General features: G+C 75.7%; 23 protein-coding genes. 13 read left to right on the forward strand and 10 right to left on the reverse strand.

Annotated features, from left to right (window positions below; all coding sequences use genetic code 11):
* Positions 1-19: 19 nt before the first annotated feature.
* The gene (locus tag HL054_RS01425; RefSeq protein WP_369136903.1) at positions 20-574 is read right to left on the reverse strand and encodes a DUF1003 domain-containing protein; all 555 of its coding nucleotides are present in this window, start codon (positions 572-574) and stop codon (positions 20-22) included.
* Positions 567-1,805, reverse strand: coding sequence for a magnesium transporter MgtE N-terminal domain-containing protein (locus HL054_RS01430; protein WP_369136904.1), 1,239 nt, complete (start codon positions 1,803-1,805; stop codon positions 567-569). Before HL054_RS01430 ends, HL054_RS01425 begins: the two co-directional genes overlap by 8 nt.
* A 25-nt stretch (positions 1,806-1,830) precedes the next feature.
* Between HL054_RS01430 and HL054_RS01435 the strand changes: the two genes are divergently transcribed.
* From HL054_RS01435 to HL054_RS01445, 3 genes are all read left to right on the forward strand, one after another.
* Positions 1,831-2,715 (forward strand): PhzF family phenazine biosynthesis protein, encoded by an 885-nt coding sequence (locus HL054_RS01435; protein ID WP_369136905.1) that lies wholly within the window; start codon positions 1,831-1,833, stop codon positions 2,713-2,715.
* Positions 2,709-3,641 carry an EamA family transporter gene (locus HL054_RS01440; RefSeq protein WP_369136906.1) on the forward strand — a complete coding sequence of 311 codons (933 nt, stop codon included), beginning with the start codon at positions 2,709-2,711 and terminating at the stop codon, positions 3,639-3,641. The genes HL054_RS01435 and HL054_RS01440 overlap by 7 nt, the downstream gene beginning before the upstream one ends.
* Before the next feature lie 70 nt (positions 3,642-3,711).
* The gene (locus HL054_RS01445; RefSeq protein WP_369136907.1) at positions 3,712-4,665 is read left to right on the forward strand and encodes an HpcH/HpaI aldolase/citrate lyase family protein; all 954 of its coding nucleotides are present in this window, start codon (positions 3,712-3,714) and stop codon (positions 4,663-4,665) included.
* 3 nt (positions 4,666-4,668) lie between these two features.
* Here the strand turns inward: HL054_RS01445 and HL054_RS01450 are convergent, their stop codons facing one another.
* A complete protein-coding gene (locus tag HL054_RS01450) occupies positions 4,669-5,067 on the reverse strand; it encodes a DUF4190 domain-containing protein (protein WP_369136908.1) in 399 nt (132 codons plus the stop codon).
* 16 nt (positions 5,068-5,083) lie between these two features.
* A complete protein-coding gene (locus HL054_RS01455; RefSeq protein ID WP_369136909.1) occupies positions 5,084-5,821 on the reverse strand; it encodes a hypothetical protein in 738 nt (245 codons plus the stop codon).
* Between the two features lie 112 nt (positions 5,822-5,933).
* Between HL054_RS01455 and HL054_RS01460 the strand changes: the two genes are divergently transcribed.
* Both HL054_RS01460 and HL054_RS01465 read left to right on the forward strand, forming a co-directional pair.
* Entirely contained in the window at positions 5,934-6,452 is a 519-nt protein-coding gene (locus tag HL054_RS01460; RefSeq protein WP_369136910.1) for a hypothetical protein, read from the forward strand.
* A gap of 145 nt (positions 6,453-6,597) precedes the next feature.
* Positions 6,598-7,536 carry a quinone oxidoreductase family protein gene (locus HL054_RS01465; protein ID WP_369136911.1) on the forward strand — a complete coding sequence of 313 codons (939 nt, stop codon included), beginning with the start codon at positions 6,598-6,600 and terminating at the stop codon, positions 7,534-7,536.
* Here the strand turns inward: HL054_RS01465 and HL054_RS01470 are convergent.
* Complete coding sequence (locus HL054_RS01470) at positions 7,533-8,213, reverse strand: DNA alkylation repair protein (protein ID WP_369136912.1); 681 nt, start codon at positions 8,211-8,213, stop codon at positions 7,533-7,535. The genes HL054_RS01465 and HL054_RS01470 overlap by 4 nt on opposite strands.
* Before the next feature lie 99 nt (positions 8,214-8,312).
* Here HL054_RS01470 and HL054_RS01475 point away from each other — a divergent pair, with 99 nt between their 5' ends.
* Positions 8,313-9,848, forward strand: a complete 1,536-nt coding sequence (locus HL054_RS01475) for an acetolactate synthase large subunit (protein WP_369136913.1) — start codon at positions 8,313-8,315, stop codon at positions 9,846-9,848.
* Between the two features lie 4 nt (positions 9,849-9,852).
* Here the strand turns inward: HL054_RS01475 and HL054_RS01480 are convergent, their stop codons facing one another.
* Positions 9,853-10,554: a Clp protease N-terminal domain-containing protein gene (locus HL054_RS01480; RefSeq protein WP_369136914.1), complete on the reverse strand. Its 702-nt coding sequence runs from the start codon at positions 10,552-10,554 to the stop codon at positions 9,853-9,855.
* A gap of 133 nt (positions 10,555-10,687) precedes the next feature.
* On the opposite strand from HL054_RS01480, the gene HL054_RS01485 reads away from it, so the two are divergent.
* A complete protein-coding gene (locus HL054_RS01485) occupies positions 10,688-11,170 on the forward strand; it encodes a hypothetical protein (RefSeq protein ID WP_369136915.1) in 483 nt (160 codons plus the stop codon).
* A gap of 69 nt (positions 11,171-11,239) precedes the next feature.
* Here HL054_RS01485 and HL054_RS01490 read toward each other — a convergent pair whose 3' ends face one another.
* Both HL054_RS01490 and HL054_RS01495 read right to left on the reverse strand, forming a co-directional pair.
* The gene (locus HL054_RS01490) at positions 11,240-11,902 is read right to left on the reverse strand and encodes a response regulator (RefSeq protein ID WP_369136916.1); all 663 of its coding nucleotides are present in this window, start codon (positions 11,900-11,902) and stop codon (positions 11,240-11,242) included.
* Positions 11,899-13,065 (reverse strand): sensor histidine kinase, encoded by a 1,167-nt coding sequence (locus HL054_RS01495; RefSeq protein ID WP_369136917.1) that lies wholly within the window; start codon positions 13,063-13,065, stop codon positions 11,899-11,901. Before HL054_RS01495 ends, HL054_RS01490 begins: the two co-directional genes overlap by 4 nt.
* A 169-nt stretch (positions 13,066-13,234) precedes the next feature.
* Between HL054_RS01495 and HL054_RS01500 the strand changes: the two genes are divergently transcribed.
* On the forward strand, positions 13,235-15,376 hold the full coding sequence (locus tag HL054_RS01500) for an MMPL family transporter (RefSeq protein WP_369136918.1): 2,142 nt from the start codon (positions 13,235-13,237) through the stop codon (positions 15,374-15,376).
* A gap of 25 nt (positions 15,377-15,401) precedes the next feature.
* On the opposite strand, the gene HL054_RS01505 is transcribed toward HL054_RS01500, so the two are convergent.
* Entirely contained in the window at positions 15,402-16,976 is a 1,575-nt protein-coding gene (locus HL054_RS01505; RefSeq protein WP_369136919.1) for a glutamate synthase-related protein, read from the reverse strand.
* Between the two features lie 98 nt (positions 16,977-17,074).
* Positions 17,075-19,450 (reverse strand): hypothetical protein, encoded by a 2,376-nt coding sequence (locus tag HL054_RS01510; protein ID WP_369136920.1) that lies wholly within the window; start codon positions 19,448-19,450, stop codon positions 17,075-17,077.
* A 322-nt stretch (positions 19,451-19,772) separates the two neighbouring features.
* On the opposite strand from HL054_RS01510, the gene HL054_RS01515 reads away from it, so the two are divergent.
* From HL054_RS01515 to HL054_RS01535, 5 genes are all read left to right on the forward strand, one after another.
* Complete coding sequence (locus tag HL054_RS01515) at positions 19,773-20,039, forward strand: hypothetical protein (RefSeq protein WP_369136921.1); 267 nt, start codon at positions 19,773-19,775, stop codon at positions 20,037-20,039.
* A 29-nt stretch (positions 20,040-20,068) separates the two neighbouring features.
* Positions 20,069-20,875: an IclR family transcriptional regulator gene (locus tag HL054_RS01520; protein WP_369136922.1), complete on the forward strand. Its 807-nt coding sequence runs from the start codon at positions 20,069-20,071 to the stop codon at positions 20,873-20,875.
* A gap of 258 nt (positions 20,876-21,133) precedes the next feature.
* On the forward strand, positions 21,134-22,372 hold the full coding sequence (locus tag HL054_RS01525) for a CpaF family protein (protein ID WP_369136923.1): 1,239 nt from the start codon (positions 21,134-21,136) through the stop codon (positions 22,370-22,372).
* Positions 22,369-23,229 carry a type II secretion system F family protein gene (locus tag HL054_RS01530; protein WP_369136924.1) on the forward strand — a complete coding sequence of 287 codons (861 nt, stop codon included), beginning with the start codon at positions 22,369-22,371 and terminating at the stop codon, positions 23,227-23,229. The genes HL054_RS01525 and HL054_RS01530 overlap by 4 nt, the downstream gene beginning before the upstream one ends.
* Positions 23,226-24,167 carry a type II secretion system F family protein gene (locus tag HL054_RS01535; protein WP_369136925.1) on the forward strand — a complete coding sequence of 314 codons (942 nt, stop codon included), beginning with the start codon at positions 23,226-23,228 and terminating at the stop codon, positions 24,165-24,167. Before HL054_RS01530 ends, HL054_RS01535 begins: the two co-directional genes overlap by 4 nt.
* Positions 24,168-24,176: the final 9 nt, after the last annotated feature.

The following is a 24,176-nucleotide window of genomic DNA, read 5'->3' on the forward strand; positions in this document are numbered from 1 at the left end:
GACCCCGACGCCGGCCGGGTCAGCTCGCCGGGCTGGTCGCGGGCGCTGCGTCCCCCGGCTCCCGGCGCTTCTTCTTCTTCTTGCGCTCCACGCCGTCCTCCGAGCCGTCCTCGGGCACCAGCCGGTTCAGCTCGCCGCGGATGAAGTCGCGGGTCGCGAGCTCGCCGACCGCGACCCGCAGCGAGGCGAGCTCGCGGGCCAGGTACTCGGTGTCGGCGCGCGTCGCGGCGGCCCGGCTGCGGTCCTCCTCGGACTGCACCCGGTCGCGGTCGGCCTGCCGGTTCTGCGCCAGCAGGATCAGCGGCGCGGCGTAGGCGGCCTGGGTGGAGAACGCCAGGTTCAGCAGGATGAAGGGGTAGGGGTCCCAGCGCAGCCGCACCGCGACCACGTTCAGCACGATCCAGACGATCACGATGATGGTCTGGACGGCGAGGAACCGGCCGGTGCCCAGGAAGCGGGCGATGCCCTCGGCGAACCGGCCGACCGCGTCGGGGTCCAGCCGCAGCCACTGGCCGAGGTTCCGGGTGCCGCGCGGCTGGTCCAGCCGCTGCTCGGGCCGGCGGTCGTCAGCCACGCCGGGCCCGCTCGCGCCAGTCCTCGGGCAGCAGGTGGTCGAGCACGTCGTCGACGCTCACCGCGCCGACCAGCCGACCCTGGACGTCGACGACCGGGGCGGCGACCAGGTTGTAGGTGGCGAAGTACCGGGTCACCTCGGCCAGCGGTGCCTCCGGCCGCAGCGGGTCGAGGTCGTCGAGCACCCCGCTGACCAGCGTCGACGGGGGTTCGCGCAGCAGCCGCTGGATGTGTGCCAGGCCGAGGTAGCGGCCGGTGGGCGTCGCCGACGGCGGCCGGCAGACGTAGACCTGGCTGGCCAGCGCCGGGGTCAGCTCGGGGGAGCGCACCCGGGCCAGCGCCTCGGCGATCGTCGCGTCCGGCGCCAGGATCACCGGCTCGCTGGTCATGATCCCGCCGGCGGTGTCCTCGGAGTACTTGAGCAGCTGCCGCACCGGCTCGGCCTCGTCGGGCTCCATCAGCTCCAGCAGCCGGTCCCGGTCGACGTGCGAGAGCTCGGCCAGCAGGTCCGCGGCGTCGTCGGGGTCCATCGCCTCCAGCACGTCGGCGGCCCGCCGCTCTTGAAGCGTGCCCAGGATGACGATCTGCTCGGCCTCGGGCAGCTCGCCGAGGACGTCGGCCAGCCGCTCGTCGTCCAGCGCCTCGGCCACCTCGTGCCGCCGCTTGATCGGCAGCTCCTGCAGCGCGTGCGCCACGTCGGCGGCGTTGAGCTCACGGTAGGTGGCGATGAGCGTCTCGGCGCTCTGCCCGGACTGCGGCAGCGTCAGCCCGCTGACCTCGTCCCACGCCAGCTGGTGCAGCTGGCCGCGGCGGCCCAGCCGACCGGGCTCGGACACCGCGAGCCGGGACAGCACCCAGTCGCCGGTGCGGGTCTGCTCGATCGCGGCGTCGACCACCGCGGCGGGGCGGCCGGTGTCGTTGACCGTCACCGACCGGTCCAGCAGCTCGCCCAGCACCAGCGTCTCGCCGGCCCGCTGCTCGAACCGCTTCAGGTTCAGCGTGCCCGACGACAGCATCACCGAGGTGGCGTCCAGCCCGGTCACCCGGCCCATCGGCACGAAGATCCGGCGGCGGGCGACCACCTCGACGATCAGCCCCAGCGCCCGGGGTGCGGCGGTGTCGACCCGCAGCGCGACGAGCACGTCGCGCACCTTCCCCACCCGGTCGCCGTTGGGGTCGAAGACGGTCAAGCCGGCCACCCGGCTCACGTACGCCCTCGTCACCGTGGTCACGGTCGCTGAGGCTACCGTCGCCGACGTGAGCGCCCCGGGACCTGACCTGCTGGCCTACGAGGTCGTGGACGTGTTCGCCCCCCGTCCGTTCAGCGGCAACCAGCTCGCGGTGGTGCTGGACGCCGGTGACCTGACCACCGCGCAGTGCCAGGCGCTGGCCGCCGAGTTCGGGTTCTCCGAGTCCACCTTCGTCAGCGCCCCCGGCACCGAGGACGCCGACTACCGGGTCCGGATCTTCACCCCGCAGCACGAGCTGCCCTTCGCCGGGCACCCCAGCGTGGGGACGGCGCACACCCTGGTCCGGCTCGGCCACCTGCCTCCCGGGGTGCTGCGGCAGGAGTGCGGCGCCGGCGTCGTCGCCGTCGCGGTGGACGACGAGGGCGCCCGGCTCACCGGCGGCTCGGTGTCGCTGCGCCCCGGCCCCGACGCCGCCGTGCTCGCCGCCGCCGTGGGCCTCGACGCCGGCGACGTCACCGGCCGGCCGGTGCACCTGGTCGGCTGCGGCATCGACTTCGCCCAGCTCGAGGTGCACGCCGCCGCCCTGGCGCGTGCCGAGCCCGACCCCGCGGCCCTCGGCGCGCTGCTGCCCGGCGTCCAGGGCGGGGTCTCCGTGCTGGCCTGGGACGCGGCCACCGCGACCGGCACCGTGCGGGTCTTCGCCGCCGGCCTGGGCTGGCACGAGGACTCGGCCACCGGCTCGGCCGCGCTGGGCACCGGCATCTGGCTGGCCGCCACCGGCCTCGCGGCGGACGGCACAACCGACTACGAGCTGGCCCAGGGCGCGGCCGTCGGGCGGCCCTCGGTGCTCAGCGGCCGGGTCACCGTCGCCGGGGGAGCCGTCACCGAGGTCAGCGTCGCCGGCGCGGTGCGCCCGATCGCCAGCGGCATCGTCCGCGTCCCGGCATGCTGAGGGACGCCCCGGCTGCACCCGCACCGGCGTGGGCCGTCCACCGGCCGGGCGGCCGCGACGTCGGCCTGATGGCGGTCGCCGTCGTCGGTGTCGCCTTCTCCGGGCCGCTGACCGCGATGGTCGCCGCCTCGTTCCTGGCCATCGCCTTCTGGCGGACCGCCGCCGGGGCGCTGCTGCTGGTGCCCGTGCTGCTGCTGCGCGAGCGGGCGACGCTGCACGGCCTGCGCGTCCGGCAGCTGGGCAGCTCGCTGGTGGCCGGGCTGTTCCTGGCCGCCCACTTCGCCGCCTGGCTGCCCAGCCTGTCGATGACCACGGTCGCCGCCTCCACCGCGCTGGTGACGACCACCCCGATCTGGACGGCGCTGGCCGCCCGCGCCGTCGGGGTGCACCTGCCCGGCCAGGTCTGGTGGGGGCTGGCGCTCGCCGTCCTCGGGGCGGCGCTGATCGCCGGGGTCGACGTCACCGTCTCGTGGGAGGCGCTGGCCGGTGACGCGCTCGCGCTGCTCGGCGCCGTCTGCGCCGGCGGCTACATGCTGGCCGGTGCCCGGGCCCGGGAGCGGCTGACCACCTCGGCGTACGCGGTGGTCTGCTACTCCACCTGCGCGGTGGTGCTCGCCGTCGCCGCGCTGGTCACCGACGTCCCGCTGGCCGGGTTCAGCGCCCGCGACTGGTGGCTGATCGCGGCCATCACCTCCTGCGCGCAGCTGCTCGGGCACACCCTGCTGAACCTGGTGCTCTCCTCGGTCGGGCCGACGGTGGTGGGGCTGGCGATCCTGCTCGAGGTGCCCGGCGCCCTGCTGGTCGCGCTGGTGCTGCTGGACCAGGTGCCGCCGCTGCTGGCGGTGCCCGGCATGGTCGCCGTCGTCGTCGGGGTGGCCCTGGTGGTGCGCGGCGGGCGGCCGGCCCCGGAGGTCGACCCCCTCTAGCCGCCGGCCCCGGTGCGCCGACGGCCACCGCTAGCCTCCGGTGACCAACGTCGTCGACAGCGGAGGCACCGTGGCCGAGCTCCGATCCCGCCGTTCCAACCTCGCGGTCCCGGGCAGCAACACCCGGTTCCTCGAGAAGGCCAAGGGGCTCCCCGCCGACCAGGTGTTCCTCGACCTGGAGGACGCCTGCGCGCCGCTGGCCAAGCCCGGCGCCCGGAAGAACGTCGTGGCGGCGCTGAACGAGGGCGGCTGGGGCTCGACGGTCCGCACCGTCCGGGTCAACGACTGGACGACGGCGTGGACCCACACCGACGTGATCGAGGTCGTCGGCGGCGCGGGGGCGGAGCTGGACTGCCTCGTGCTGCCCAAGGTCGCCGACGCCGCCCAGGTGCAGGCGCTGGACCTGCTGCTCACCCAGGTCGAGAAGGCCCACGGCCTGGAGGTCGGCCGGATCGGCATCGAGGCGCAGATCGAGACCGCGCAGGGCCTGCTCAACGCGGGTGCCATCGCGTCCGCGAGCCCGCGGGTCGAGACGCTCGTCTTCGGCCCGGCCGACTTCATGGCCAGCACCGGCATGCGGTCGCTGGCGGTCGGCGCCCTGCACCCGGACTACCCGGGCGACCCGTTCCACCACGTCCTCGTGCAGATCCTGGTGGCCGCCCGCGCCCACGGCGTGCAGGCCATCGACGGGCCGTTCCTGCAGGTGCGCGACGTGCCGGCGTTCACCGAGGCCGCGCGGCGCTCGGCCGTGCTGGGCTTCGACGGCAAGTGGGTGCTGCACCCGGGTCAGATCGACGCCGCCAACGAGGTCTACGCGCCGTCGCAGGAGGACTACGACCACGCCGAGCTGATCCTGGACGCCTACGACTGGGCGACCTCGGCGGCCGGCGGCGCGAAGGGCTCGGCGATGCTGGGCGACGAGATGATCGACGAGGCCAGCCGCAAGATGGCGCTGGTGATCGCCGGCAAGGGCCGTGCCGCCGGGCTGTCCCGCACCTCGTCGTACACGCCCCCGGAGGGCTGACCGCTACGGCGTCAGCGAGCCGCCCAGCGAGGACAGCACCACGATCCAGAAGACCAGCACGACCACCAGGAACGTGGTGACGACGCCGCCGATGACCACCGCGGCGAGCGCCAGCCCCTCGCCCTCCTCGCCGGTGCGCCGGATCTGGCCGCGGGCCACCACGCCGAGCGCCAGGCCGGCCACCGCCAGCGGCCCGAGGAAGGACAGCACCAGCGCGACCACCGCGAGCTGGTTGGTCGGCCGCCGCCACCCGTACCCCGGCGGCGGGCCGTACCCAGGAGGTGGGCCGTAGCCAGGAGGTGGGCCGTATCCGGGCGGCGGGGGGCCGTACGTCGGTGCTGCGGACGCCGGCGGCTGGTACGCCGGCGGCGGGTCGCCGCGGTACAGGTCGTCCTCGCTCACCGGGTGAGTGTGCGGGTCAGCCGCCGACGGCCGCGGCAGGCAGGGCCGCCACCCGGACGGCGATCGACCGGGCGGCGGCCGAGGTGGTCGCCGGGTCCTCCCCGATGACCACGGACAGCACCTGCCCGCGGGCCTGGGCGACGACGACCTGCGTGCTCCCGCCGGCGAGCCGGTACTGGAACACGACGCTGTTGGCGGCCAGGCCGTCGGCGGCCGGGCCCGGCTCGAAGGTGTACTGGTCGGCCGGGCAGCCGCTGAAGGCCCGCACCAGCTCCTGCACGGCGGTGGCGGCGGCCGTCGGGGAGTCGTAGGCGATCGCCTCGGCCGTCACCTGCGGGGTGCGGCTGCCGTCCAGCCCGACCACCGGGTGCTTCGTCGTCCGGTGGGCCTCGGAGGTGAACTCGGCGCCGCAGATGCCGGCCAGGCTCGGGTTGTCGGCCAGCGCGGCGCCCGACGGCAGCGGGTTGGCCTGCACCGACCAGCCGGCGGGCAGGTCGCCGGCGCGCAGCGCCAGCGCGAGCGCGGCGTCGGCGGGGGAGGTGGCGAGCGCCGGGTCGGCGGCCGCCTCCGCCGCCGCGGCGGCCGACGCGGCCGGCGGTTCGGCCGAGCCGGTCGCGGCCGGGGCCGGGGAGCTGCCCGACGCGGAGCTGGCAGACGCGGAGCTGCCCGCCGTCGAGGGCGCCGGCGAGGTGCAGCCGGCCACCGCGAGCACGGCGGCGGTCACCGTGCCGAGGACGACGCTGCGGGACCACACCCCGGCGACGGTAACCGCCCGCGCTGTGCGCCCGGGGCGTGCGGCAGGCCGCCGCGGCGGCGTCGGCCATACTCGCCGGTGACCGAGACGCCGGCGTCCCGAGGAGCGAGCGATGCCCCGCCGGGGATGGGCCACGGCCCGGGATGCAGCGGACACCTGGCAGCTGGTGTCGGTCTACGACGACGGCTGGATCGTGGCGCCCGTCGCCGTCCCCACCGCCGAGGACACCCGCCGGCGGGTGCGGGCGCTGATCGGCTGGATGGTCCTGGTCGTCGGGTTGTTCGTCGCCTCCGCCGCCGCGGCGGTGTGGGCGGGGAGCCTGCCGTGGCTGACCTGGGTGCTGCTGGCGGCGAGCCTCGGCGCGCTGACGGTGGCCGCCGCGCGGGCCGCCCGCCGCCGGTCGCGGCAGCGGCCACCGGTCTACGGCTCGGCGGCCGAGCACCGCGCGGCCGCGGACGACGTCACCCGGGTCGCCCTGGACGCGGTCCGCACCGTGACCCTGCAGCGCCAGGGCCACGAGGACGTCGTCACCGTCACCCTCCGGAAGGGCCGCCCGCTGGTCTACCGGTCCCCGGACCGGACGCTCGGCCGGCTCTTCGACCGCTGGTCCCCGGCCCCGCCGGCGGGCTGACCGAGGAGGTCCGCCACCGCTCGAGCCCTGCCCACCACCGTGGGCAGGGCTCGAGCGCCGGCAGGGGCACCTCCCGGGGGCGGCCCGTCTTCCGCCCCCGGGACGACGGGTGTGCGGAGCGACGGCGCAGGGGTAGGCCGGGAGCATGAGAGCAGTCGGAGTGACGGAGTTCGGTGGGCCCGAGGCCCTGCAGCTGGTCGACGTCCCGGCCGAGCCGCTCGGGCCCGGTCAGGTGCGGCTGCGGGTGACCGCCGCGACGGTCAACCCGACCGACACCTACTCGCGCAACGGCACCTACGCCCAGCGTGACCCGGTCAAGCAGTTCCCCTACGTGCCCGGCATGGACGTCGCCGGCGAGCTGGTTGAACTCGGCGAGGGCGTCGACCTGGACATCACGGTCGGCGAGCGGGTGATGGGCGTCGTCGTGCCCACCGGGGCGCACGGCGGCTACCGCGAGGACATCGTGCTGCCGGCCGGTTCGATCGCCCGGGTGCCGGACGGCGTCGACGACGCGGCCGCCTCGACGCTGCCGATGAACGGGCTCACCGCGCGGCTGGCGCTGGACCGGATGGCGCTGCAGCCCGGCCAGGTGCTCGCGGTGACCGGCGCGGCGGGCGCCTTCGGTGGCTACGTCGTCCAGCTGGCCAAGGTAGAGGGGCTCACGGTCGTCGCCGACGCCAGCGAGGCCGACGAGGAGCTGGTGCGCGGGCTCGGCGCCGACGTGGTGGTGCGGCGCGGGGACGACGTGGCTGCCCGGATCCGCGAGCAGTTCCCCGACGGCGTCGACGGGCTGGCCGACGGGTCGGTGCAGGACGCCGCGGTGCTGCCGGCGGTCCGGGACGGCGGCACGGTGACCACCGTGCGCGGCTACCGCGGCGACGGGCAGCGCGACCTGCGGGTGCACGCGGTGATGGTCCGGCAGTACGCCGAGGAGGGCGCGGCGCTGGACCGGCTGCGCGAGCAGGTCGAGAAGGGCGAGCTGACGCTGCGGGTGGCGCAGACGTACCCGGCCGCCGAGGCCGCCGAGGCGCACCGCCGGCTGGAGGCCGGCGGCGTCCGCGGCCGCCTCGTCCTCGTGTTCTAGGAGAGGTGCTTGGCGGCTTCCCGCCGGGACAGCGGGCTGAGCTCGTGCCCGGCGAGGAAGTCGCGCACCCACCCGGGGTCGGTCTTGGCCAGGTCGCGCAGTGCCCAGCCGATGGCCTTCCGGACGAAGAACTCGCCGTCCGCGGCGTTGACCTCCACCACCTCGGTAAGCAGCGCCCGGTCGGTGCGCTCCCGCGCGCCGAGCTGGGCGATCACGGCGCTGCGCCGCAGCCACCGGTCGTCCGAGCGTGCCCAGTCGCGCAGCACCGGCACGAGCCGGCCCGGGTCGGCGAGCAGCAGGTCCCGGACGCGCGGCTGGACCCCGTCGACCAGGTCCCACCACGCCCCGGTGGTGATCATCTCCTCGTACAGCGGCAGCAGCTCGAGCGCGCCGCGGGCGACCGGCAGCCCGGTGAGCGCGACCGCCGCGTAGCGCTCCTCCCGGCACGCCGCCTCGCGCCACAGCGTGCGCGCGGCGGTCCCGACGTCGCCGGCGGTGCGCGGCGGGTCGGCTGCGGCGGCGTCCCGGGTGAGCCGGCGCACCTCGGGCAGCCGGACGCCGAGGCAGGGCTCCGCCGTCTTCAGGTAGGCCTGCATCCCGCGGCCGCGGTCCGGGTCGGCGGCCGCCCGCAGCGCGGTGCGGACGGCGGGCACGAGCGCAGGCACCGGCGCGGTCACCCGGGCATCGTGCCGCAGCCGGATCGCCGCGGGCGAGGCCGCGTGCGAGGCTCCCCGCGGGGACGCCCACCGGTGCGCGGCCCGCGAGCGGAGGTCCCGGTGAACGGCGCGCAGGCAGTGATCCGCACCCTGGTCGGCGGCGGCGTGGACGTCTGCTTCGCCAACCCCGGCACCTCGGAGATGCACTTCGTCGCGGCGCTGGACGACGTCCGCTCGATGCGCGCGGTGCTGACCCTCTTCGAGGGCGTCGCCACCGGGGCGGCCGACGGGTACGCGCGGATGGCCGGGCGACCGGCGGCCACGCTGCTGCACCTGGGGCCGGGGCTGGGCAACGGCATCGCCAACCTGCACAACGCCCGGCGGGCCCGCAGTCCGCTGGTCAACGTGGTCGGCGACCACGCGCTCACCCACAAGCGGCTGGACGCCCCGCTGGAGTCCGACGTCGACGCGCTGGCCGGGGCGGTGTCGGGCTGGGTGCGCCGGTCGCTGACCACCGGCGAGGTCGGGGCCGACGTCGCCGACGCGATCGCGGCCGCCGCCCGCGGGCAGGTGGCCACGCTGGTGCTGCCGGCCGACGTCTCCTGGGGCGACGGTGCGTCGGTGGCCGCCGTCCCGGCCCGGCGGCCGGCGCCGCACCCCGCTCCGGAGGTCGTCGACGACGTCGCCCGGGTGCTCGGCAGCTCGACGGTGCTCTTCCTCGGCGGCGGCGCGGTGGGCGAGGCGGGCCTGCGGGCGGCGGCGCAGGTCGCGGCGGGCACCGGCAGCCGGCTGCTCGCCGAGACGTTCCCGGCCCGGATGGCCCGCGGCGCCGGGGTGCCCGACGTGCTGAAGCTGCCCTACCCGCCCGACGCCGCGCGCGAGCAGCTGGCCGGCGTGCAGCACCTGGTGCTGGTCGGCGCGGTCGAGCCGGTGGCCTTCTTCGGCTACCCCGGCACCGACGGCCGGCTGGTGCCGTCGGGCTGCACCGTGCACGTGCTGGCCACCCCGGCGGAGGACGCGGTCGCGGCGCTGCAGCAGCTGGCCGAGCTGGCCGCGCCCGGTGCCACCCCGGCGGTCGCCGACGCGCGCCGTCCCGGTCTGCCCACCGGCGCGCTGGAGCTCCGGACCCTCGCCGAGGTGGTCGGCGCGCTGCTGCCCGAGCACGCGATCGTGGTGGACGAGGCCCTGACCAGCGGCCGGTTCCTGCCCGGCGCCACGGTCGGTGCGCCGCCGCACGACTGGCTCACCCTCACCGGCGGCGCGATCGGCCAGGGGCTGCCCGCGGCGACCGGTGCGGCGGTGGCCTGCCCGGACCGGCCGGTCGTGTCGCTGCAGGCCGACGGCAGCGCGATGTACACCGTCCAGGCGCTGTGGACCCAGGCCCGCGAGGGGCTCGACGTCACCACCGTGGTCTGCGACAACGGCGCCTACGCGATCCTCGCCGCGGAGCTGGAGAACGTGGGCGCCACCAGCGGCGGGGAGCGGGCCGGGCAGCTGCTCGACCTCGGCGGCCCGTCCCTGGACTTCGTCGCGCTGGCCACCGGGATGGGCGTCCCCGCCACCCGGGCGACCACCGCCGAGGAGCTCGCGACCCAGTTCCGCACCGCACTGGCCGAGCCCGGCCCGCACTTGATCGACGCGGTCCTGCCGCGCTGACCGGTCAGCCGAGCTCGGCGAGGGCCGCGGCGACGAACTCCTCGGCCCGGGTCTTGCCGACGCCCAGCCCGGTCAGCACGCCCTCGCCGTCCTCGACCTCGAGCAGCGCGAGGAGCAGGTGCTCGGTGCCCACGTAGTTGTGGCCCAGGCGGAGCGCCTCGCGGAAGGTCAGCTCCAGGGTCTTCCTGGCGCCGTTGTCGAAGGGGATGAGCGCCGGCACCTCGCCGACGGCAGCGGGCAGGGTCGGGGCGACCGCCTGCCGGACGGCGTCCAGGGGCACGCCCTGGGAGACGATCGCCCGGCCGGCCAGCGCCTCGGGCTCGGCGAGCAGGCCGAGCGCCAGGTGGGCGGTGCCGACCGCGGTGTTGCCGGCGGCCCGGGCCTCCTCCTGGGCGGCGGCCACCACCCGCCGGGCCCGGGGGGTGAACCGGGTGAAGCCCTGCTCGGCGTCGAGGGGCAGGTCCTTGGGCACGAACCGCTTCTGCGCGGCCTGCTTGGTCACGCCCATGCTGCGGCCGATGTCGGTCCAGGAGGCGCCGGAGCGGCGGGCCTGGTCGACGAAGTGACCGATGAGGTGGTCGGCGACCTCGCCGAGGGCCTCGGCGGCCAGCACGGCGTCGGTCAGCTGCTCGAGCGGCTGGTCGTGCACCTCCTGGATGGCAGAGATCAGGTGGTCGAGGCGGACGGTGGGCGGCATCTGCGTCATGTCGTCAACGCTAGGTTGACGGACCCGAGATCGTCAATCTCGGGTTGACGCGGCTGGGCGGACGACCGGAACTCCAGGTTTCCGGAAGATCATCTCTGGGCACTGAGGGGCAACCGACTGAGGAGGATCCACCGTGGACACCTGGCTGATCGTGGTCATCGTCATCGCCGTGCTGATCGTCCTGGCGCTCATCGCCCTGGCGGTCGCCAAGCGTGGCAAGGCGGGCAAGGTCCGCAAGCAGGAGCAGGCGCGCGAGCACCTGCAGGAGGCGCAGCTGCGGGGCGCGCGCGCCGACAAGGAGCAGGCCCTGGCCGACGAGCAGGCCGCCCGCGCCCGCCGCGAGCGGGCCGAGGTCGAGGAGCGCGCGGCGCAGGCCGAGCGCGAGGCGCAGGAGCGCGCCGCGCACGCCCAGGGCGAGCGCTCGGCGGCCGCGGAGCTGAAGGCCAAGGCCGAGAAGCTGGCGCCGGGGCTGGCCCAGCACGACGGCGGCCGGCACGACGGTGGCCGCCACGTGGCAGGTGCGCAGAACGCCGACGTCACCCAGCAGATCAGCCGCGAGGACATCCAGCGGGGCGACGTCCACCGGGGCGACACCGGTGGGGCCACCCGCGCCTGACCCGCACGGCACCCGACGGGCCGTCTCCCCACCGGGGAGGCGGCCCGTGGTGCGTCCCCGCGGTGTGCCTCATCGGCGGGGGAGCAGACCGGTGCGCCAGGCGAGCGCCGCGAGCTGGGCGCGGTCGCGGGCGCCGAGCTTGCCGAGCACCCGGCCCACGTGGGTGCGCGCCGTCGCCGGGCTCATCACCAGCGCCTGGGCGATCTCGTCGTTCGACAGGCCCTCGCCGACCGCGGCCAGCACCTCGCGCTCCCGGGCGGTGAGCGGCTGCAGCGCCTCGGACGACGGCGGCGGCGGGGTGACCGCGGTGACGGCGGCGCGCACCACCCCGCGGGTGACGGCGGGGGAGAGCACCGCCTCGCCGGCGGCCGCTGTCCGCACCCCCCGGCGCAGCTCGTCGGGCTCGGCGTCCTTCAGCAGGAACCCGCTCGCCCCGGCGCGCAGGGCGGAGAGCACCAGCTCCTCGTCGTCGAAGGTGGTCAGCGCGACCACGGCGACCGCCTCCAGCGCCGGGTCGGCGACGATCCGCCGGGTCGCCTCGATGCCGTCGACCACCGGCATCCGCAGGTCCATCAGCACCACGTCGACGTCCCGGGCCACCCGCAGCCGGTCCAGCGCCGCCCGGCCGTCGCCGGCCTCACCGACCACCTCGACGTCCTCCGCGCGGTCGAGCACCGCGCGGATGCCGGCCCGCACCAGCGGCTGGTCGTCGACCACCAGCACCCGGATCACCCCGGTGCACCGACCCGGTCGGCGGCGACCGGCAGCACCGCGCGCACCACGAAGCCGCCGCCGTCCCGGTCGCCCGCCGACAGCCGGCCGCCCAGCAGCGCCACCCGCTCCTGCATGCCCTGCAGCCCGTGCCCGGGGGTGCCGGTGCCGGCGTCCCCGGTGCCGTCGTCGGTGACGGTGACCACGAGGTCGCCCGGCCCGTGCTCGAGGGTGACCGTCGCCGACCGGGCGTGCGCGTGCCGGAGCACGTTGGTCAGCGACTCCTGCACGAGCCGGTGCACGGTGGCGCTGACCGCGGAGGGCAGCGGACGCTCCGGGCCGCGCACCTCGAGCCGCACGTCGAGCCCGGTCGACGCCGTCGACGCCACCAGGTCCGCGACGTCACCCAGCCCGGCCGCCGGGTCGGTGCTCGTCCCGGCGTCGCCGCGGAGCAGGCCGACCGTGCCGCCGAGGTCGTGCAGCACCTGCCGGCTCACCGTCCGGATCGTGTCCAGCGAGCGGCGGGTCGCCGCCGGGTCGTCGTCCAGCGACTCGGCGGCGACCGCCGCGTGCAGCGTCACGACGGCGACCGCGTGGCCCAGCAGGTCGTGCACGTCCCGGGCGATCCGCACCCGCTCGTCGGCGACCCGGCGCTGGGCCTCGGCGTCCCGCTCCTGCGCGGCGAGCCGGAGCCGGGCGTCGAGCTCGGCCTGCCAGCCCCGGCGGGAGCGGACGGCGTCCCCGAGGGCCAGCACCGCGGCCAGCAGGGCCAGCGAGATCGCGCCGTCGTAGCCGAGGACCAGCCCGGCCTTCTCGTTCTGGTGGTCGCTCATCAGCCGGAACACGGTCGACAGGGCCAGCCCGGTGCCGCCGATCCACGCGCCCAGCCGCACCCGCCCGGCCTCTGCGACGGTGAAGAACGCCGGCGCCAGCGGGAGCACCAGGCCGACCGCTGAGTAGCCGGTCGAGTAGTAGCCGAAGAGCAGCGCGATGCACAGCAGCAGCACCGGCACCGGCGCCCGCCGCGCGAACAGCATCGGCAGCCCGACGACGGCGACGAGGGCGAAGCCGAGCAGGTCGTTGGAGCGGGCCTCGGGTTCCAGGTGGCCGGCCAGCGCGGCCCAGGCCGGCAGCACCGACGCGAGCACCAGCACGACGTCGACACGCCCCGGGCGCCAGGTCATGCCCGGAGGCTAGGGGAGTCCACGGGTGCTGCGCGTCCGCGCTGCGCCGTATCCCGCGCCTCCTGCTACGTCCCGGAGCGCAGCGAGGTCGGGTCCCGGAGCGGACGACGTCCGGCTGCGGCGTTCCTAGCGTCAGCCGCGTCCGTCCGGCCGTCGTCAGGAGATCGTCGTGCTCGAGTCCCTCGCCCGCTCCTGCGTCCGCTCGCGGCGCCTCGTCGTCGCGCTGTGGCTGGTCTCGGTCGTCGCGCTGTCGGTGCTCGCCGGCGCGTTCGCCGGCCCGACCAGCGACGACTTCACCCTGCCCGGTGCCGAGAGCACCCGGGCCGCCGACCTGCTCGCCGACGCCGGCTTCGAGGCCCGCTCCGGCTACCAGGCCCAGGTCGTGCTGCACCGCCCCGACGGCATCGACGACCCGGCCGTGCGGGCCGCCGCCGACGACCTGGCCGCCGACATCACCGACCGGGTGCCCGGCGCGGAGGTGGTGAGCCCGTTCGACCCGGCCGGCGCACGGCAGGTGTCGGCCGACGGCACCATCGGCTACCTGCAGGTCGACCTCCCGCAGCGCACGGTCGAGGAGCTGGCGGAGGTCGGCGACACGATGGCGGCGCTGCGTGCGGACGTCGACGTCCCCGGGCTGCAGGTCGAGGTCGGCGGGCTGGTGCTCGACGAGGACGCCGCCGGGGGACCGCCGGCCGAGGTGATCGGGGTGCTGGCGGCCGGGCTGATCCTGTTCGTGGCGTTCGGGTCGCTGCTGGCGATGGCCCTGCCGCTGGTGGTGGGCGTGCTCGGTGCGCTGTGCGGGGTGGCCGCGATCGAGCTGGCCGCGCACGTGATCGACGTGCCGAGCTTCGCCGGGGCGGCCGCCGGGATGATCGCGATCGGCGTCGGCATCGACTACTCGCTGCTGCTGGTGACCCGGTACCGCGAGGCGCTGCGCGACGGGCTGCCGGTGGTCGACGCGGTCGTGCTGGCCCAGCGCACCGCCGGCCGGTCGGTGCTGTTCGCCGGCACCACCGTCGTCATCGCCTCGCTCGGGCTGGTGTTCATGGGGCTGACGCTCATCACCGGCGTCGCCATCGGCATCGCGGCGGCGGTGCTGGTCACCATGCTGGCCGCGGTCACCCTGCTGCCCGCGCTGCTCGGGTTCGCCGGCCCGCGGCTGGCGCGGGTGCGCGGGCGGCGCGGCCGCACCGACGGGACGGCGGCGGCGCGCTGGGCGCGGGCGGTGCAGCGTCGTCCGGTCGTGTGGCTGCTGACGTCGCTGGCGGCGCTGGTCCTGCTCGCCGTCCCGGTCGCCGACCTGCGGCTGGGCTTCAGCGACGCGGGCACGCTGAGCACCGACGACACCGCCCGCCGGGCCTACGACCTGCTCGGCGAGGGGTTCGGGGCGGGCGTGAACGGCCCGATGGTGGTCGCCGTCTCCGGCGCCGACGCGGCTTCGGTGGCCACCGGCCTGGCCGATGCCGTGGGCGCCGACCCGGGGGTCGCCTCGGTCGGCGCGCCGGTGGTGTCCCCGGACGGCGGGACGGCGCTGCTGCAGGTGGTCCCGTCGTCGGCGCCGCGCGACGAGGCGACCGCCGACCTGGTGCACCGGCTGCGCGACGACGTCGTCCCGGGCGTGGCGGGGGACGCCGAGGTGGCGATCGGCGGTGCCCAGCCGGCGGCGATCGACTTCGCCGACCACACCGCCGACCGGCTGCCGTTGTTCCTGGCCGTCGTCCTGGGGCTGTCGTTCGTGCTGCTGGTGCTGGTGTTCCGTGGGCTGCTCGTCGCGCTCAAGGCGGTGGTGGTCAACCTGCTGTCGCTGGGCGCGGCGTTCGGCGCGGTGGTCGCGGTCTTCCAGTGGGGCTGGGGCGCGGAGCTGCTCGGCGTCGAGGGCGAGGCGCCGGTGGAGGCGTGGGTGCCGATGATGCTGATCGCCATCGTGTTCGGGCTGTCGATGGACTACGAGGTGTTCCTGCTGTCCCGGATCCGCGAGGAGTACGACCGCAGCGGCGACAACGCGGCCGCGGTGACCGTCGGCCTGTCCCGGACGGCGCGGGTGATCACCGCGGCGGCGGCGATCATGGTGTGCGTCTTCGGCAGCTTCGTGTTCGGGTCCGCGCGGGAGCTGCAGCTGTTCGGCTTCGGGCTGGCGGTGGCGGTGCTGATCGACGCGACGCTGGTCCGACTGGTGCTGGTGCCCGCCGCGATGGAGCTGCTCGGCGCGGCGAACTGGTGGCTGCCCCGCCGGCTGGACCGGGCGCTGCCGCACCTCACCGTGGAGATGCCGGTGGAGGAGCGCGCCCGCGAGGACGCGCTCGTCCGGTGACCCGCTCCGCCGTCCCCGGCCGTGGTCAGTCGACCGCGGTGGGGGACGGCGGTGCGCTGCCGCCCTGGGGTGCGGCGGCGGTCATCAGCCGGGCGATCTGCTCGCGGTCGGCGGCCGACGGCAGCCCCCACGACGGGTCGTAGTCGTAGACCTCGGACAGCGGCCGCGACGCGGTGCGGCCGGTGAGGATCTCCACCGCGGAGGTGTCGATGAGCCCGGGGTGCTCCACGCCGCAGGCCTCGGCGACCTTGCGCAGGTCGCGGCGCAGCGTCTGCACGTAGGTGGCGGCCCGCACCGACTTGAGCGCCGGGTCGAGTCCGTGGGCCAGCCAGGCGTTCTGCGTGGCGACGCCGGTGGGGCAGGTGTCGGTGTGGCACTTCTGCGCCTGGATGCAGCCGATGGCCAGCATGGCCTCGCGGGCGACGTTGACCATGTCGCAGCCGAGGGCGAAGGCGACGATCGCGTTGTCGGGCAGGCCCAGCTTGCCGCCGCCGATGAAGGTCACCTGCTCGTGCAGCCCGGCCCGGGCGAAGGTCGAGTAGACCCGGGCGAAGCCGAGCTGGAAGGGCAGCGAGACCGAGTCGGTGAAGATCAGCGGGGCGGCGCCGGTGCCGCCCTCGCCGCCGTCGATGGTCACGAAGTCGACGCCGCGGCCGGTGGTCGCCATCAGCTCGGTGAGCTCGTGCCAGAAGCCCATGTCGCCCACCGCGGACTTCAGGCCGACCGGCAGCCCGGTCTCGGCGGCCAGCAGCTCCACCCAGTCCAGCAGGCTGTCCGGGTCGGAGAACTCGGCGTGCCGGGACGGGCTGATGCAGTCCACGCCCGCGGGCACCCCGCGGGCGGCGGCGATCTCCGCCGACACCTTGGCCGCCGGCAGCACACCGCCGAGGCCGGGCTTGGCGCCCTGGCTGAGCTTCACCTCCAGCGCCCGGACGGGGGCGGAGGCGACGAGGTCCTTGAGCCGGGCCAGGTCGAAGCGGCCGTGCTCGTCGCGGCAGCCGAAGTACGCCGTCCCGAGCTGGAAGACCAGCTCACCGCCGTGCCGGTGGTGGGTGGACAGGCCGCCCTCGCCGGTGTTCTGCAGGCAGCCGGCCAGCGCCGCACCGCGGTTGAGCGCCTCGATCGCGTTGCCGGACAGCGAGCCGAAGCTCATCGCAGAGATGTTGACCGCGGACTCCGGGCGGAACGCGTGCGCCCGGCCGCGGGCGGCGCCGAGCACCTTGGCGCTGGGGAGCGGCGCGTCGTGACCGGCCTGTGCGGTGCTGGTCGGGACGGCGCGGCCGAAGGTGCGGTGGTTGATGACCGGGTAGCCGGCGGTGAACTCGAGGTCGTTGTCGGTGCCGAAGCCGAAGTAGTTGTTCTCCTTCTTGGCCGAGGCGTACACCCAGCGCCGCTGGTCGCGGGTGAACGGCCGCTCCTCGTTGTTCCCCGCGACCAGGTACTGCCGCAGCTCGGGGCCGACGGCCTCCAGCAGGTAACGGGCCCGGCCGAGCACCGGGAAGTTGCGGAGCAGGGTGTGCTCGCGCTGCAGGAGGTCGCGGGCCGCGACGCCGGCGAGGGCGGAGAGTCCGGCTGCCGCTGCGCGGGTGGCCCAGGTCATGGACCACCATGACACCCGCCCGGCCGGTGTGGGGCGTCGAGGACCCCGGGTGGGTGCGGCTGCACCCACCCGGGGTCCCGATCACCGGCGGACCGGCCTCACTCGTAGAACAGCACTGCCAGGTCGCCGCCGGAGCTGGAGACCTCGCCCTCCATGCTGAAGCGGAAGTCGCTCTTGTACGGCTCGACCTCCACCTCCCCGCGCCAGTCGGTGTCGGTCATCGTGCCGGTCAGCACGGCCCGGCCGCGCGTCTCGGTGACGATGGCCAGGACCCCGTCGTACTGGTCGTACTCGAGCGAGAACTCCGGCGCGGTCGGGATGGCGATGGAGACGTCGCTCAGCGTGCCGTTGTAGCGCGACCAGGTGCTGAGGAACGGGCAGTTGTCCAGCGGCACCGTGGTGCTGGCCGCGCACTCGGCCAGCCGCTCCTCGACCGCCGCCCGGGCGCCGTCCAGGGCCTCCGGCTTCACCCGCGGGTCCAGCGAGGGCCCGGCGGACGTGCCGGAGCCGAGCACGAACGACGACGGGTCCGACGTCAGGAACGGGTGGTCGGCGGCGTGCACGCGGTAGCCGCCGGGGAGCGCCAGGTACGACTCGCCCGCCAGGTCGGCACCGGCGATCTGGGCACCCAGGCCGCTGTCGGAGTACAGCTCCACGGCGGACAGGCTCTCGGCGACCTCCCACTGGTGGAGGAGGCCGAACCGGTCGTCACCGCGGACCAGCGAGATGGAGTCCTCCACCTCCTGGCCGTCGACCGACCAGGTGACCTGCACCGAGGCGGACCCGCCGTACTCGGACACCTCGCCCACCTCGACGTCGCCGATGGCGGTGAAGTCGTCGCTGCCGAGCACGTCGTCGCTCAGCAGCAGCTGGCCGTCGACCTCCGGTGCGTCGGCGAGCTGCGCGAGGACGGCGGCCACGTCGGCGTCCGCCACCGCGTCGAGGTACTCCTCGGCCGCGGCCTGCGGGGTGAGGACGAAGGCGTTGACGGCGGCGACGGCGGCGGCACCGAGCGCACCGACCACCAGCACCAGGCCGGCGACCAGCGCACCCAGCCGGACGGCGGCCGAGCGGGTGCCGGCCGGCGCCGGGGCGGTCCCGGCCAGGGCGGCAACCCACTCCGGCGCGATCGCCCGACCGCCCAGCAGCCGGGTGACCCGCACGGGCAGCGACAGCGCGAGAGTGGGGCCTGAGCGGAGCGCCCAGACCGCGGCGGCGGCCCAGGCCGCGCCCAGCAGCGGTGCCCACAGCAGCGAGGGCCCCGCCGAGGCCGACGCGGACGCCGACGCCGAGGCGCCGATCACCTCGGCCGACCCCTCCGCCGAGCCGGCGACCGAGACCCGCACGAGCAGCGCGGCAGCCAGCCCGGCGGCCGCCCCGATCACCGCGGCGGCCTGCAGCGCAGCGGTGCCCGGCACGTTGCCGTGGCCGCGCACGGACCGCCGTACGGCCGTGCCGAGCGCGACCAGGACCGGCACCAGCAGCGCCAGCAGCCAGACCTTGGAGTCGAACAGCGTGACCTGGCCGCTGCCGCTGCCGCCGGCTGCGTCGTCGAGGAACTCGAGCAGCTCCGCGTCGCCCCGGCTCTCGGCCGAGAAGCCCATCGGCACGCCGAGCGCACCGAGAGCCACGACGAGGACGGCGTTGACGCCCAGCACGGCGAGCCCGGCCAGCGCCTGCCAGCGGTCGCCGTCCAGGTCGTCGGTGAGGTAGGCGCGGTGCAGGAAGGCGAGCACGACCGCGACGGCTGCCGCGCCTCCCAGGCCGAGGGCGAACGTGCGCAGCGTCCCGAGCACCGGCCCGAGGGTGGCGGTCCGCTCGGCCGTGGCCGTGGTCGGCAGCAGCGTGACGCCCGGGGCGGTCCGGGCGCGGGCCGCCGCGGCGACCAGCGAGACCAGGACCGTCGCGCCGAGGAAGGCACCCAGCGCACCGGCACCGACCTCGGCGCCGGCCCCGTCGAACGCGTCGGCGAGGTCGACGCCGTAGACGCTGCCGCTGCGGGCAAGCGCGACGACGACGGCCAGGCCGACACCGGCGACCAGGCCGGTCAGCACCGAGCGCACCAGCAGCTGCTGGCGACCGGTGGACGCCGAGATGCCCTCGGCCGCCGCGCTGGCCCGGGCCACGAGGGCCAGCGTCACGACGGTGACCACCAGCGGGAGGACCCGGACGCCGACCGACATGCCCGCCTGGACGACGTCGGCGTCCAGCGACCCGTCGACGACGGCGCGGCCACCCAGGGACAGGGCGAGCAGCAGGACAGCCGTGCGCAGCCAGTCGGCCAGGGAACCGCCGTGCCCGTCGGGCGCGGCGAACAGCGCGACGACCGCGACGACGACGGTGAGCCCGCCGAGCACGGGCAGCAGCGAGCGGCCGACGACGCGGAGCGCGCCGTTGACGTCGTCACCGGTCAGGCCGAAGGGGAGCTGCTGCGGTGGGGTGGCTGCTGCGGCAGCCGGTGGTGCGGGTGGCACCGGGGGGAGCGTGCCCTGCGGGGACACCCCCTGGTCGGGGGCCCAGACCGGGCCTTCCTGCTGCTGTGTCACTTCGTCCTCCGTGGCGTGCCGTGCGCTCCTCCTGAGCTGCACGTGACAGGGAGGCACTCGGCGTTGCCGCGGGGACGGTGGAGATCAACTGAGTGGTCGCCCACCCGAAGGGGTGGGCCTGTGGCCCCACGACGTTTCCGTGTGGCGGCTTTCCACGCCGTGAGAACGGTCCTCCCGCCTGGTGGAGCGGGGTGGTCACATGAACCCGGTGCGGGAGTCCGTGCCGTCCCTCGCTCCCGTGGAGGTCCCGATGACCGAGCAGACCGTCGCGACGACGATCGACACCGCAGCCGTGGACGCCGCGCTGCAGCAGTTCCGCGAGGTGCTCGCCTCCGACGGCTACCTGCTGCGCTGGACCGCCGCCGCGGCCGACCAGGTGGTCGTGCACGTCGAGGCCGGCCCGGACGCCTGCGCCGAGTGCCTGGTGCCGCTGCCGGTGATGCAGGCGATCATGAACGACGCCCTCGAGTCGACCCCGTACTCCGTCGACCACGTCGTGCTGCCGAACGGGAAGTGACGGCCGCTCCTCAGCGGCAGGATGGCTGGGTGACGGTCGGCCCCGGAACGGACCCGGACGAGCCGCGCGCGGCCCGCTCGGTGATCGACCGCACCCTGGCCGTGATCGGCACCTTCTCCGGTGGCCGGGTGCGCCAGTCGCTGTCGGACATCGCCCGGCGGGCCGACCTCCCGGTGTCGACGGCCTACCGGATCGTCGGCCGGCTCACCGAGTGGGGCGCCATCGAGCGCGACGCCGACGGCCTGTACCGGATCGGGCTGCGGCTGTGGGAGGTCGCCTCGCTGGCACCGCGGGCGATGGGGCTGCAACGGCTGGCCCGCCCGTACCTGCAGGACCTCTACGAGACGACGCACGGCACGGTGCAGCTGGCTATCCGCGAGGGCAGCGAGCTGGTGACCATCGAGCGGCTGGAGCACCCGCGGCATGCGCGGGCCCGGCCCCGGGTGGGCGGGCGGTACACCCTGCACGCCACCGCCATCGGGCTGGTCCTGCTCGCCTACGCCCCGGACGAGGTGCTGGAGGAGCTGCTCGCCACCCCACTGCGCCGGTACACCCCGCGCACCTTCGTCGACCGGGCCGACCTGGTGCCGGCGCTGGCTGAGGTGCGGGACCGCGGGTACGCCGTGAGCGACCGGCAGGTGGACGACGAGTACGTCGGGGTGGCTGCGCCGGTCTTCGGCCCGGACCGGTCGGTGGTGGCCGCGGTGTCGCTGGTGCTCCGGCACTCCGAGGCCTCGGTGCCGGCGATGGTGCACCCGGCGCGGGTGACGGCGATGGCCGTCTCCCGGGCCGTGCAGCAGGCCGGCGACGCGGCAGGCTCCGCCTCCTGGTCCTGAGGGACCCGTCGGCCGAAGAGGTCCCGCCGACAGTCGAGCCCTGCCCACTCCTGTGGGCAGGGCTCGACTGTGCTGGAGACCCCCGTGGCGTGACTGACAGTGGCCGCCGGCCGGGTCGGGTCGAGCTGGGTTCGCCTGATCGGGTGAACCTGCCCGTCCGGAGATCACAGTCTGTCCACACGAGGCCCCCACGGAACCGGTTCGTGCCCTTACAGTCACTGGACTCACAACGACCATGGGCTGCTCAACGGGGGTGTCGTGCCGGCTGGGAGCACTGCTGTCGACGTCGTCGACGGCGAGGTGCGGGAGCTCATCCGCCGCCGGGGGCTCGATCCGTTCACCGACCCGGCGCCGGTGCGGCTGCTCGTGCGCGACGTGGTGGCCGACTACTCCGAGCGGTCGCTGTCCTCGGCGCTGCCGCCGATCGGTGACGCCGACGGTGTGGTCCGCGACGTGCTGGACCGGGTGGCCGGCTACGGGCCGCTGCAGCGCTGGCTCGACGACCCCGAGGTCGAAGAGATCTGGGTCAACGAGCCGGGCCGGGTGTTCATCGCCCGCCGCGGTCGCAGCGAGCTGACCACGACCATCCTCGGCGCAGGCCAGCTGGCCGACCTGGTCGAGCGGATGCTGCGGACGTCGGGTCGCCGGATCGACATGTCGACACCCTTCGTCGACGCGATGCTGCCCGACGGTTCACGGCTGCACGTGGTCATCCCCGACGTCACCCGCCGGCACATGGCGGTCAACATCCGGAAGTTCGTGCTCTCCGCGCACAGCCTCGACGAGCTGGTGGCGCTGGGCACGCTGACGGCCCAGGTGGCCCGCTTCCTGGAGGCGTCGGTCGCCGCCGGGCTCAACATCCTCGTCTCCGGCGGCACCCAGGCCGGCAAGACCACGCTGCTGAACTGCCTGTGCGCCGCCATCCCGGCCCGGGAGCGGGTCGTCACCTGCGAAGAGGTCTTCGAGCTGCGGGTCCCGCTGCCCGACGTGGTGGCGATGCAGACCCGCCAGCCCAACCTGGAGGGCGCTGGGGAGATCCCGCTGCGCCGGCTGGTGAAGGAGGCGCTGCGGATGCGGCCCTCCCGGCTGGTGGTGGGGGAGGTGCGCCAGGAGGAGTGCCTCGACCTGCTCATCGCGCTCAACTCCGGGTTGCCCGGCATGTGCACCCTGCACGCCAACAGCGCGCGGGAGGCCGTGGTCAAGATGTGCACCCTGCCGTTGCTGGCGGGGGAGAACATCGGGCACGCCTTCGTCGTCCCGACGGTCGCCTCGAGCGTCGACCTCGTCGTCCACGTCGGCACGGAGCCCAGCGGTCAGCGCCGGCTGCGCGAGGTGGTCGCGCTGCCCGGTCGGGCCGAGGGCAGCGTGGTCGAGACCGCCGACGTCTTCACCACCCGGGACGGGGCGCTGGTCCGGGCCGACGGCTACCCGCCGCACGCCGACAGGTACGCCGCCCACGGCTTCGACCTGGCGGCGCTCCTCGGGGACCGGTCGTGACCGTCTCGGGCGGCTTCCTCGGGCTGCTGCTGGGGACCGGTCTGCTGCTCGTCTGGCGCAGCGGTCCCCGGGCGCCGGTGCGCCGGGCCGTCGCGCGGCCCGGCGGCCGCCAGCAGCTGCTCGCGGCTGCTGGGCTGACCGGCATCAACGGCGCCCAGCTGCTCGCGCTGCAGGTCGGGCTGGGCCTGGCCGCGACGGTGCTGGTGCTGCTCACCACCCGGACGGTGACGATCAGCCTGGTCTTCGGAGTGTTCGGTGCCGCCGTGCCGTACCTGCTGGTGCGCCGGCTGGCGGCCAAGCGTCGGGCGGACCTCCGCGAAGTGTGGCCCGAGGTCGTCGACAACCTCGCCTCCGCCGTCCGCGCCGGTCTGTCGCTGCCCGAGGCGCTGTCCGCGCTGTCGGTCCGCGGGCCGGAGGTGCTCCGTCCGGCGTTCGCCCGGTTCGCCGCGGACCACCGCAGCAGCGGTCGGTTCAGTGACTCACTCGACCGGCTCAAGGACGACCTGGCCGATCCGGTGGGCGACCGCATCGTGGAGACCCTCCGGGTCGCCCGCGAGGTCGGCGGCAGCGACCTCGGTCGGGTGCTCCGCACGCTCGCGGCGTTCCTCCGCGAGGACGCCCGGGCGCGGGCCGAGCTGGAGACCCGCCAGGGCTGGGTCGTCCAGGCGGCCCGGCTGGCCGTCGGCGCGCCGTGGGTCGTGCTGCTCCTGCTCGCCACCCAGGAGCAGACGCTCACCGCCTACGACAGCCCGGTCGGGACGGCGCTGCTGCTCGGTGGCGGTGCCGTCTGCGTGGTGGCCTACCGGCTGATGCTGCGGATCGGGCGGCTGCCCGCAGACGTCCGGGTGCTCCAGTGAGCGCGGGGCTGGTGGGCATGCTGCTCGGCCTCACCGCGGCGTCCGGGGTGCTGCTGGTCGTCGGCTTCGCCCCGCCGTTCCGGCAGGTGCGGCTGGTCGACCGGCTGGCCCCCTACGTCCACGACAGCCCGGCACCCTCCCGCCTGCTCGGCACGGTCACCCAGCCCGGCCTGCTGACCGCCGCCCGGCGGGTGTTCGGCCCGCTGCTCGCCGACGGTGCCCGGCACGTCGACCGGCTGCTCGGCGGGCGCGTGGCGGTGCGCCGCCGGCTCGACGCACTCGGCGGCGACACCACGGTCGAGGACTTCCGGGTCGAGCAGGTCGTTTGGGGCGGGGTGGGCCTGCTGGGCGCCGCCGCCCTCTCCGCCGTCGGGTCCGCGCTGGCCGGGTCGGTGAACGTGCTGTCCGTCGTGCTGCTGTGCGTGGCCGGCGGAGTCGGCGGTGTGCTCGGCCGCGACTGGTGGCTGACGCAGCAGGTGCAGCGTCGTGAGGAGCTGCTGCTGGCCGAGTTCCCGGCGATCGCCGAGCTGCTCGCGCTGGCCGTGACCGCGGGGGAGAGCCCGACCGCCGCCATCGCCCGGGTCACCCGGCTGTCCGGCGGCGAGCTGGCCGGTGAGCTCCGCGCCACGCTGGCCCGCGCCCGGGCCGGCGTCCCGCTGGTCGAGGCGTTGCAGCAGCTGGCCGACCGCACCTCGCTCGACGCGCTGGCCCGGTTCGTCGACGGCCTGGTCGTGGCGATCGAGCGCGGGACGCCGCTGGCCGAGGTGCTGCGGGCCCAGGCGGCCGACGTCCGGGAGGCCGGCAAGCGGCGGCTGCTCGAGGCCGGCGGGCGCAAGGAGATCGCCATGATGGTGCCGGTCGTCTTCCTGGTGCTCCCGGTCACCGTCCTGTTCGCCCTGTTCCCGGGGCTCATCAGCATCGTCTCGCTGGCGCAGTGACGCCGGTGA

The organism is Modestobacter versicolor (assembly GCF_041028285.1).
In the GTDB taxonomy this organism is placed as follows: domain Bacteria; phylum Actinomycetota; class Actinomycetes; order Mycobacteriales; family Geodermatophilaceae; genus Modestobacter; species Modestobacter versicolor_A.